This is a genomic window from Streptomyces apricus, assembly GCF_008369065.1.
Lineage (GTDB): Bacteria > Actinomycetota > Actinomycetes > Streptomycetales > Streptomycetaceae > Streptomyces > Streptomyces apricus.
The window spans coordinates 1-9082 of record NZ_VDFC01000102.1 but is presented as its reverse complement, the minus strand read 5'-3'; the positions used below and the strand labels follow the sequence as shown (position 1 = coordinate 9082).

Below are 9082 nucleotides of genomic sequence, written 5' to 3'. Positions count from 1 at the left end.
GACGGGGGCGGTGTCCCGGTCCATGGCCTCCCGCAGGCTCTTGGGCCGCATGTCGGTCCAGTGCTGGTCTATGTAGCCCAGGCACTGGCTGCGGCCCTCCTCTCCATACGCGACGCGCCAGCCGGCGGGGACGTCGGTGAACGTGGGCCAGAGGGAGTACTGCTCCTCGTCGTTGACCAGGACGTAGAACCGGCCGTCGGTGTCGTCGAACGGGTTGGTGCTCATGGGCAACTCCAGATTCCTTCGGAAGTTCTGCGGCGTGTGTTCACGCCGCGCTGTACTGCCGCGAGCTCCTCCTCTCGGCGATCGAGTCGGCGATCTCCCCGCTCCTGATGGCGATGTTCGACAGGAGCGAGGACGACAGTCCGTGGGTGTGCTCGGTGCCGCCCTGGAGGTAGACCCCGCAGGAGACGTCCGCGGTGGTGGTCAGCCGGTAGTCGCGCTCGACGCGGAAGCGGCCCTCCTCGTCGCGCAGGCAGTGGCCCTCCAGCTCGCCCAGCAGCTCGGTGGGCTCCATCGAGTCGTAGCCGGTGGCGCAGATCAGCACGTCCACGTCGACCTGGTAGGCCTCGTCGTCACGTACCGAGTGCATGGTGAGCCGCACGTCCTCCCCGGTCTGCTTCACGCTGTCGACCCGGGAGAGGTTGAGGAACTCCAGGCGGGGGGTGCCGCGCACCTCGTCGTCGTAGGCGCGCTGGTGCAGGTCCCTGATCACCTCGTCGTCGACCACCCCGTAGTTGGTGTTCTTGTGGTAGCGCCAGAAGGCGTCCTTGGAGCGCGCGCTGCCGTGGTAGTAGTCGTCCACGGCGTCGGCGTCGAAGATGCGGTTGGCGAAGGGGGTGTCGTCCGCGATCGAGTAGCCGTAGGACGGCATGATCGCGGAAACTTTGGCGCCCGGGAGCTCGTCGTAGACGTAGCGCACTATCTCCGCGGCGCTCTGGCCCGCGCCGACGACGGCGACCCTCTTGACCTTGCTCTGGTCCAGCTTGCGGAACTTTTCCAGGAACTCCGAGCTGTGCCATATGCGCTCGTCGCGGTCGATGCCCGAGGGCATCTTGGGCACCAGGCCGGTGGACACCACGATGTTGCGGGCCTTGACCAGGCGGGTGGTGCCGTGCGGCGCGGTGTCGCGCACCTGCACCTCCACGTGGTCGGCCGGCGCGCCGCGGTGCGCCCGGGGCAGCTTGACGGACACGACCTCCGAGCTGTACGAGACCCGGTCGGAGAAGCTCGACTCGGCCCACTCCAGGTAGTCGTGGAACTCCTGCCGGGTGGGGAAGAACTCCTTGTTGTTGACGAACTGCGCCAGCCGGCCGACGGCGTGCACGTAGGAGACGAAGCTGAACCGGGAGGCCGGGTTGCGGAAGGTGGCGAGGTCCTTCAGGAAGGAGATCTGCATCCTCGCCGACGGGAGCAGCATGTTGCGGTGCCAGCCCAGGGTGGGCTGGCGCTCGAAGAACAGCGCCGGCATCGGGTTTCCGTGCTCGTTGCTGCGGTGCTCCTCCAGGGCGACCGCCAGTGAGAGGTTGGAGGGGCCGAAGCCGATTCCGACGACCTCGTAGATTTCGTTGTTGCTACCCATTGCGATTCTCCCGCCGGTAGTTGTTTTCGAAAGCTGGTGCACAAGACCCGAAGGGGCCGGACAGGTGCACCGCGAAACGGCGAGCGGCTTTTCCCGGGGTGTTTTCGCTATAGCGTCCGGGAAATTTCGCGCAGGCCGGTGATCTCACCGCGAAAGCCTTTTCAGGCCGAGTGCGGGCAGCCGGGCGCGGGCAGTCTGCCCATCAGCCGGGCGGTGTCGCGGTGCCGGGTGGAGTCCGAGCGCGCGAAGGAGTCGCGGACGCGTTCGCGCACGTGCGGGTCCTGTTCCTGGCTGAGTTTGAACATGCCCTCCGCCGTGGACACCTCGACCCGGAAGCCGCCCACGGCGGGCAGGATCTTGCGGAAGTAGTCCTGGGAGTCGGACATGTCCCAGCCGTCGCCGAAGTCGCCCTCCAGGGCCCGCACCGTGGACCTGACCACCTCCAGCGTCTGCTCGCCGGCCTCCTGCGGCTCGATCCTGTGCAGCACGCCGTGCACGTGGACGGAGGTGAAGTCCCAGGTCGGCGCGGAGGGGGTCTGCCCGTACACGGTGGGCGAGACGTAGGCGTGCGGGCCGGTGAAGACCAGCAGGACCCGGGCGCCGTCGCGCAGCGCCTTCCAGTGCGGGTTGGCCCTGTTCATGTGGCCCAGCAGCCGGGCGCCGGCGAGGTCGGCCGGCCACCTCTCGTGGGCCGTCGCCGGGTCCTGGACGACCGGCAGGTGCGTGGCGTAGGGGTCCGCCTCGCGGGGGCCGTTGGAGACCATCAGGGCCAGGGGGCCGCCGCGCAGGATGTCCGCCATCCACGGGGCGGACGGCTGGCGGTAGGGGGCGGGAACGAACATGGGCGAAACACATCCTTCGGTGCGGGTCGGTGGTGGCGCCGGCCGGTGGCGGGGTCAGGAGGCGTCGAGCGCCCCGGCGATGGCCGCGGTCACCGCGGGTGCGTGCTGCGGCGTGCAGATCTCGTAGTGGGTGCCGGGCACGTCGTGCACCCGCAGCGCGCCGGTGACGTGCGCCTTCCACTGGTCCGTGTACGGCGCCTCGGGGTTCAGCGTCGCGTTGAAGAAGAGGACGTCGCCCTCGTAGACGGGCTGCTCGAACCGCTTGAGCATGTCCACGTTGTTGACGACGACGGCGGAGGCGATTTCGAGCAGGCGCTCCTCGTCCGCGTCGGCGAGGTGGCCGGCGTGGTCCTTCAGCAGGGTGCGCACCTGGGTGAGTTCGAGGTCCGCGTCGTCGGTGAAGTGCCCGCTGGGTGCGGAATCCAGGAGAGCGAGCAGTGCGACCTCGTGTCCCCGGTTCTGCAGTTCCGCGGCGATCGCGTGGGCGACTATTCCTCCGAAGGACCAGCCGACGAGATGGTAGGGGCCCTTCTTCTGATAGGAGAATATCTGATCGATATACTCGTCCACCAGTGTTTCCAGGTTTTCGGGAAGGGCGCTCTCGCCGTCCAGGCCGCTTGCCTGAATTCCGTAGGAGGGGCGGTCGGCGGGCAGTCCGGCGGTGAAATTCAGATACGGCCAGGCCAGTCCGCCGGCCAGGTGGACCCACCACAGCGGCTCCTTGTCGCCGCCGGGCTTGATGGGCAGCACCCGGGCGAAGGGGTCCGCGTCCTCGGCCGGGTCGGCGCCGGCTTCCAGGCAGGCGGCGAGCTCGGCGACGGTGGGCGACTGGAACACCGCCCGCATGGGCAGCACGGTGCCCAGCCGGGTGCGGATACGGCTGTTGAGCCGGGTGGCCAGCAGCGAGTGGCCACCCAGGGCGAAGAAGTCGTCGTCGATCCCGACCCGGTCCAGGCCCAGGATGTCGGCGAACAGCTGCGCCAGTGCCTCCTCGGCCGGGGTGCGCGGCGCCCGGTACTCCTGCCCGGCGAACTCGGGTGCGGGCAGGGCTTTCCTGTCCAGCTTCCCGTTGGGGGTCAGCGGCAGCCGCTCCAGGACCATGAAGGCCGCGGGGACCATGTAGGCCGGCAGCTTGCGGGTGGCGAACGCGCGCAGGTCCTCGGTGTCCGGGGCGCCGTGCTCAGTGCCCACCACGTACGCCACCAGCTGCTTGCCGGTTCCGCGGCCCTCCAGGGCGACGACGGCGGCCTGCGCGACGCCGGGGTGGGCGACCAGGGCGGCCTCCACCTCGCCGGGCTCGATGCGGAATCCGCGGATCTTGACCTGGGCGTCGCCGCGGCCCACGTACTCCAGCTGGCCCCGCTCGTTCCAGCGGGCCAGGTCGCCGGTGCGGTACATCCGCTCCCCCGCACCTCCGTAGGGGCCCGCGACGAACCGCTCGGCGGTCAGGTCGGCCCGGCCGCGGTAGCCGCGTCCCACGTCGCCCGCGATGTACAGCTCCCCCACCACCCCCACCTGGACCGGCTCCAGGCCGGGTCCCAGGACGTAGGCGCGTACGTGTCCCAGGGGGGAGCCGATCGGGGCGCTGCCCGAGCCGTCCCAGTCCTGATCCGGGGGGACGGTGAAGGTGGTGGCGTAGAAGGACTCGCTCTGCCCGTAGGCGTTGACCACCTTCACGCCGGGGAAGTTCTCGCGGATCTGGCGCACCAGCGCGGCCGGCAGGGCCTCGCCCGCGAACACCAGCGTGTCGGCGCCGGTGCGGCCGGCGAGCTGGTCGACGAGCTCGGCGAAGACCGAGGGGACGGTGCTGATGACGTCGCCGTCCCAGCCGGGGCGCTCGCTCAGGGCCAGCACGTCGCGCACCATCTCAACCACACCGCCGGTGCACAGCGTGGTGAAGATCTCGAAGGCGGAGACGTCGAAGTTGACCGAGGTGCCGGCCAGCATCCGCCGGCCCGGGGCCGCCCCGATGCGGGCGGCCAGGCGCAGCACCCCGTTGACGACGTTGCTGTGGGTGATGGCGACGCCCTTGGGGGCGCCGGTGGAGCCGGAGGTGTACATGACGTACGCCAGGTGCTGGGGCCGCAGGCCCACGGCCCCCGGCCCGGTGCCGGTGCCGCTGCCGGTGGCGGTGGCGTTCTCGTCCGGGTCGTCGGCGGCGTCGAGGTCGAGGTCGTCGAGGAGGAGCAGCGGGGCGTCGGTGGCGGGCAGCACGCCGGCGGTGGCGCGGTCGGTGAGGACCAGCCCGGGTGCGGCCTCGGTGAGGATGTGCTCCAGCCGGTGGCTGGGGTACCTGGGGTCGATGGGCAGGTAGGCGCCGCCGGACTTGAGGACCGCCAGCAGGCCGGCGACCAGGTCGGCCGAGCGGGGCAGCGCCACGGCCACCACCGTCTCGGGTCCCACCGCCCGCGCGGTGAGCCGGCGGGCGATCCGGGCGGCCCGGGCGTCGAGCTGACGGTAGGTGAGCGAGAGGTCCGCGCAGACCACCGCCTCGGCGTCGGGGGTGGCGGCCACCTGCTGGGCGAACAGTTCGGGGATCGTCACCTGGGGTGAGGGGGTGTCGGCGTGGTTGAACTGGTGCAGCAGCCGCTCGCGTTCGGCGTCCTGCAGCACCCTCAGGTGCCCCAGCCGGCGGGAGGGGTCCTGGGCCAGCTGGCGCAGGACACGCTGCAGGCTCCCGGCCAGCGACTGCACCGTCGCGCGGTCGAAGACGCTCTCCTTGTACTGCAGGGCGAGCCGCAGGTAGGGGTCGGCGTCGGCCATCAGGGTCAGGGGGTAGTGGGTGCCGGAGAAGGGTCGGATGCCGGTGAAGGAGATGCCGCCGGCCGTGTTCGCGTCGGTCAGGCCCTCCTGGTCGACCGGGTAGGACTCGAACACCACCAGCGTGTCGAACAGGGTGCTCAGGCCCGTGGTCCGGTGGATCTCCGCCAGGCCGTGGTGGTGGTGGTCCAGGAGCGCGGCCTGCCGCTTTTGCAGGCCCTGCAGCAGGCCGGCGAAGGTGTCGGCCGGGGTGTACTGCACCCGCACGGGCAGGGTGTTGATGAACAGGCCGACCATGGAGTCGACGTCGGTGACCGCGGGCGGGCGGCCCGAGACGGTGGCGCCGAACAGCACGTCCTGGCGTCCGGTGAGCTCGCCGACCAGCACCGCCCAGGCGCCCTGGAGCAGGGTGTTGACGGTGATGCCCAGTTCGGAGGCGCGCCGGTTGAGCAGCCGGGCGTCGTCCATGGGCAGGACCACGTCGACCTGTCCGGCGGCCGAGTCGTCCCCGTCGTCGCCGCGGCGGGCGGTGAGGGGGGCGACCAGGGTGGGCTCGTCGACGCCTTCGAGCTCGCGGGCCCAGGCCCGGGCGGTCTCGGCGCCGTCCTGGCGCGAGAGCCACACGAGGAAGTCGCGGAAGCCGCGGGTCCTGGGCAGGACCGAGCCGTCGCCGGCCGATCCGTACAGGCGCAGCAGGTCGGTCATGATGATCGGGAAGGACCATCCGTCGAAGAGCACATGGTGGGCGGTCAGGACCAGTTCGGACTTCTCCGGGCCCAGGGTGAGCAGGGTGAAGCGGATCAGCGGCGGGCTCAGCGGGTCGAAGTGGCGGTGGTGGTCCTGGGCGAGGAACTCCTCGAAGGCGGCCTCGCGCTCGTCCTCGGGCAGGTGGCTGAGGTCGATCTCCTGCCAGGGCACCTCGATGCCGTCGACGACGACCTGGACCTGGTGGCCGTCGCTGTCGTCGACGAACGCGGTGCGCAGGTTGGGGTAGCGGTCGAGCAGCGCCTGGGCGGCCGCCCGCATGCGGTCGCGGTCCACGGCTCCGCCGATGTGGAAGGCGATCTGCATCTGGTAGGCGTCGATGGCGTCGTCGTCGTTGAGCAGGGACTGGAAGAGCAGCCCGGACTGCAGGGGGGTCAGCGGCCATACGTCGCTCAGGCCCGGGTAGCGCTGCTCCCAGCTCTCGATGTCGTGCTGGTTCACCCGGACCAGGGGCAGGTCGGAGGGGGTGAGGCCGCCGGCGGCGGGGTCGGCGGTGTGCTGGGCCAGTGCCTCCAGTGCGGCGAACCACAGGTCGAGCAGTTCCTGGACCTCGGCCCGGGTGAGGACACCGGCGGGGAAGCCCACGACGGCGTCGAGCTGGGCGCCCGACTCGGTGTCGATGACCGCCGAGTTGATCTCAAGGGTCGACATGACGGGCATGTCGGCGTCCAGTTCGGCGGCCAGGTCCAGGTCGCTGATCTGGGTGAAGCCCAGGCCGCGGAGGTTCTCGGGCATGTCGGCGGCCGAGAAGCGGCCCAGGTAGTTGAAGCCGATCTGCCCGGTGGAGTGAGCGGCCAGCTCGGCCGAGGTGTCCTCGTTCAGGTAGCGCAGCAGCCCGTAGCCCAGGCCCTTGTCGGGGACGGCCAGCAGTTGTTCCTTGACCGCCTTGAGCACCCCGCCCGCGGCCGCACCGCCGGCGAAGGCCTCGTCCAGGTCGAAGCCGGCAATGTCCAGGCGCACCGGGAACATGCTGGTGAACCAGCCCACCGTGCTGGACAGGTCCGCACCCGCCACCACGTCCTGCTCCCGGCCGTGCCCCTCCAGCTTGATCAGCGTGGAGGACTCCACCACACCGCGGTCACGACGCCACCGGGCCACCGCCAGCGCCAGCGCGGCCAAAAGGCCGTCGTTGACCCCGCCGTGGAAGGCCGCGGGAATCCGCGTCAGCAACGCCTGTGTGACGTCGACGGGCAGCCTGACGGTGAACTGTTCCTGGGCGCGGAGCAGGTCCACCGCGGGGTCCAGGGGCCGCGATCCCAGGACGGGGTCGGGGCCCTGGACGGTGCGGCGCCACAGGTCCATCTCGGCGACCCGGGCAGGGGTGTGGGCCTCCTCCAGCAGTGCGTGGGTCCAGCGGCGCACCGAGGTGCCCACCGGCGCCAGACGCGGAACCTCACCTCGGCGGACCTGCTTCCATGCCTCGGCGAGGTCGGGCAGCAGGATCCGCCACGACACACCGTCCACCACCAGGTGATGCAGCACGATCACCAGCCGGCCCGCCACCGTCGCATCGGACGGGTCGAACCAGACGAACTGCGCCACCACCCCCGCGGCCGTGTCCAGCCGGCCCGTCGCCTCGTCCAGGGCGACCTGCGCCTGCTGCTGCCAGGTCTCGTCCCATACGCCGTCGCACACGATCCGCTCGATCAGCGTGCTCGCGTCCACCGAGCCCGCAGGAGCGATCTCGATGCTTCCCGCGCCGGGTGCGTGCGGGTCCACCACGAGGCGGGAGCGCAGGATGTCGTGGCGGTCCAGCACCGCACCCAGCGTCGCCGCCAGACCGCCGGCGTCGATACCGGCGGGCAGCTCGGCCACCTGGGACATGGAGAAGCGGTCGTAGCCGCCGCCCMGTTCGGTCATGTACGTGACGATCGGGAGCAGGGGGACGCTGCCGACCCCGCCGCCCTCGAACTCCTCAAGGACCACGGAGGTGCCGGTGGCGCGGGCCACCAGGGCCAGTTCGGCGACGGTGCGCTGCTCGAAGATCTGCCGGGGGGTGACCTCCAGTCCCTGGGCGCGGGCGCGGGTGACGACCTGGATGGAGCGGATGGAGTCGCCGCCGACGGCGAAGAAGTCGTCGTCGACCCCCACCCGGTCCAGGCCCAGCACGTCGGCGTAGACGGCGGCCAGGGCCTGTTCCTGCGGGGTGCGCGGGGCGCGGTAGGTGCCGGCGGTGAACTCCGGCTCGGGCAGGGCGCGGTGGTCCAGCTTGCCGTTGGGCATCAGCGGCAGCCGCTCCAGGAGCACGAACGCGGAAGGGACCATGAATTCCGGCAGGCGCTGGCCGAGGAAGGCCCGCAGGTCGCGTGAGGACACGCCGGCGGTCAGGTCGTAGTCCGTCGCGCCGACGCTCTCGGCGCCCTCCGGCCGTTCGGCGCCGGCCGGTACGAGGTAGCCGACCAGCTGCTTGGCGCCGGTGCCCGGGGCTTCGCGGGCGACGACGGCGGCCTGGGCGACGCCGGGGTGGGCGACCATGGCCGCCTCGACCTCACCGGGTTCGATGCGGAACCCGCGGACCTTGACCTGGGCGTCGCCGCGGCCCACGTACTCCAGCTCGCCCCGCGCGTTCCAGCGGGCCAGGTCACCGGTGCGGTACATGCGCGCGCCGGGTGCGCCGTGGGGGTCGGCGACGAACCGCTCGGCGGTCAGCTCCGGGCGGCCGAGGTAGCCGCGGCCGATGTCGCCGCCGACGTAGAGCTCGCCCACCACCCCGACCGGGGCGGGCTGGAGCGCCGGACCCAGGACGTAGGTGCGCATGTTGCCCAGCGGCCGTCCGATGGGTGCGCTGCCGCCGCTGCCTTCCCAGGCCTGCCGGCCGTGGACGGTGAAGGTGGTGGCGTAGAAGGACTCGGTCTGGCCGTAGGCGTTGATGATCCGGATGTCCGGACGCGCCTGCCGCAGCCGTCCCACCAGCGAGGCGGGCAGCGCCTCGCCGGCGAACACCACCGTGTCCAGGTCGGTGTGCGAGACGGCCTGGTCCAGCAGTTCGGCGAACGCGGACGGAACGGTGGACACGATGTGCCCCTTCCATTCCTCGCGCTCCCCCAGCACCAGCACATCGCGCACCACCTCGACCGTGCCGCCGTGGCACAGACTGGTGAAGACCTCGAAGACCGACACGTCGAAGTTGACC

The 9082-nt window shown here is 71.2% G+C and carries 4 protein-coding genes; all 4 read right to left on the bottom strand.

Translation table 11 applies throughout. The features are described 5' to 3' along the window. Positions 1 to 225, bottom strand: a 225-nt coding sequence (locus FGF04_RS37840; RefSeq protein WP_149515924.1) for an MbtH family protein, incomplete at its 3' end; no start/stop codon positions are given. A gap of 40 nt (positions 226 to 265) precedes the next feature. Next, a complete protein-coding gene (locus FGF04_RS37835; protein ID WP_149515923.1) occupies positions 266 to 1582 on the bottom strand; it encodes a lysine N(6)-hydroxylase/L-ornithine N(5)-oxygenase family protein in 1317 nt (438 codons plus the stop codon). A gap of 161 nt (positions 1583 to 1743) precedes the next feature. Beyond that, a complete protein-coding gene (locus FGF04_RS37830; RefSeq protein ID WP_149515922.1) occupies positions 1744 to 2424 on the bottom strand; it encodes an FMN-binding negative transcriptional regulator in 681 nt (226 codons plus the stop codon). A 54-nt stretch (positions 2425 to 2478) separates the two neighbouring features. Further along, positions 2479 to 9069 carry a non-ribosomal peptide synthetase gene (locus tag FGF04_RS37825; protein WP_223146448.1) on the bottom strand — a complete coding sequence of 2197 codons (6591 nt, stop codon included), beginning with the start codon at positions 9067 to 9069 and terminating at the stop codon, positions 2479 to 2481. Positions 9070 to 9082: the final 13 nt, after the last annotated feature.

What these genes read in the sequence shown, in the direction of transcription:
- FGF04_RS37830 (WP_149515922.1), bottom strand. Translation starts at nt 2,424, where the DNA reads ATGTTCGTTCCCGCCCCCTACCGCCAGCCGTCCGCCCCGTGGATGGCG.
- FGF04_RS37835 (WP_149515923.1), bottom strand. Translation starts at nt 1,582, where the DNA reads ATGGGTAGCAACAACGAAATCTACGAGGTCGTCGGAATCGGCTTCGGC.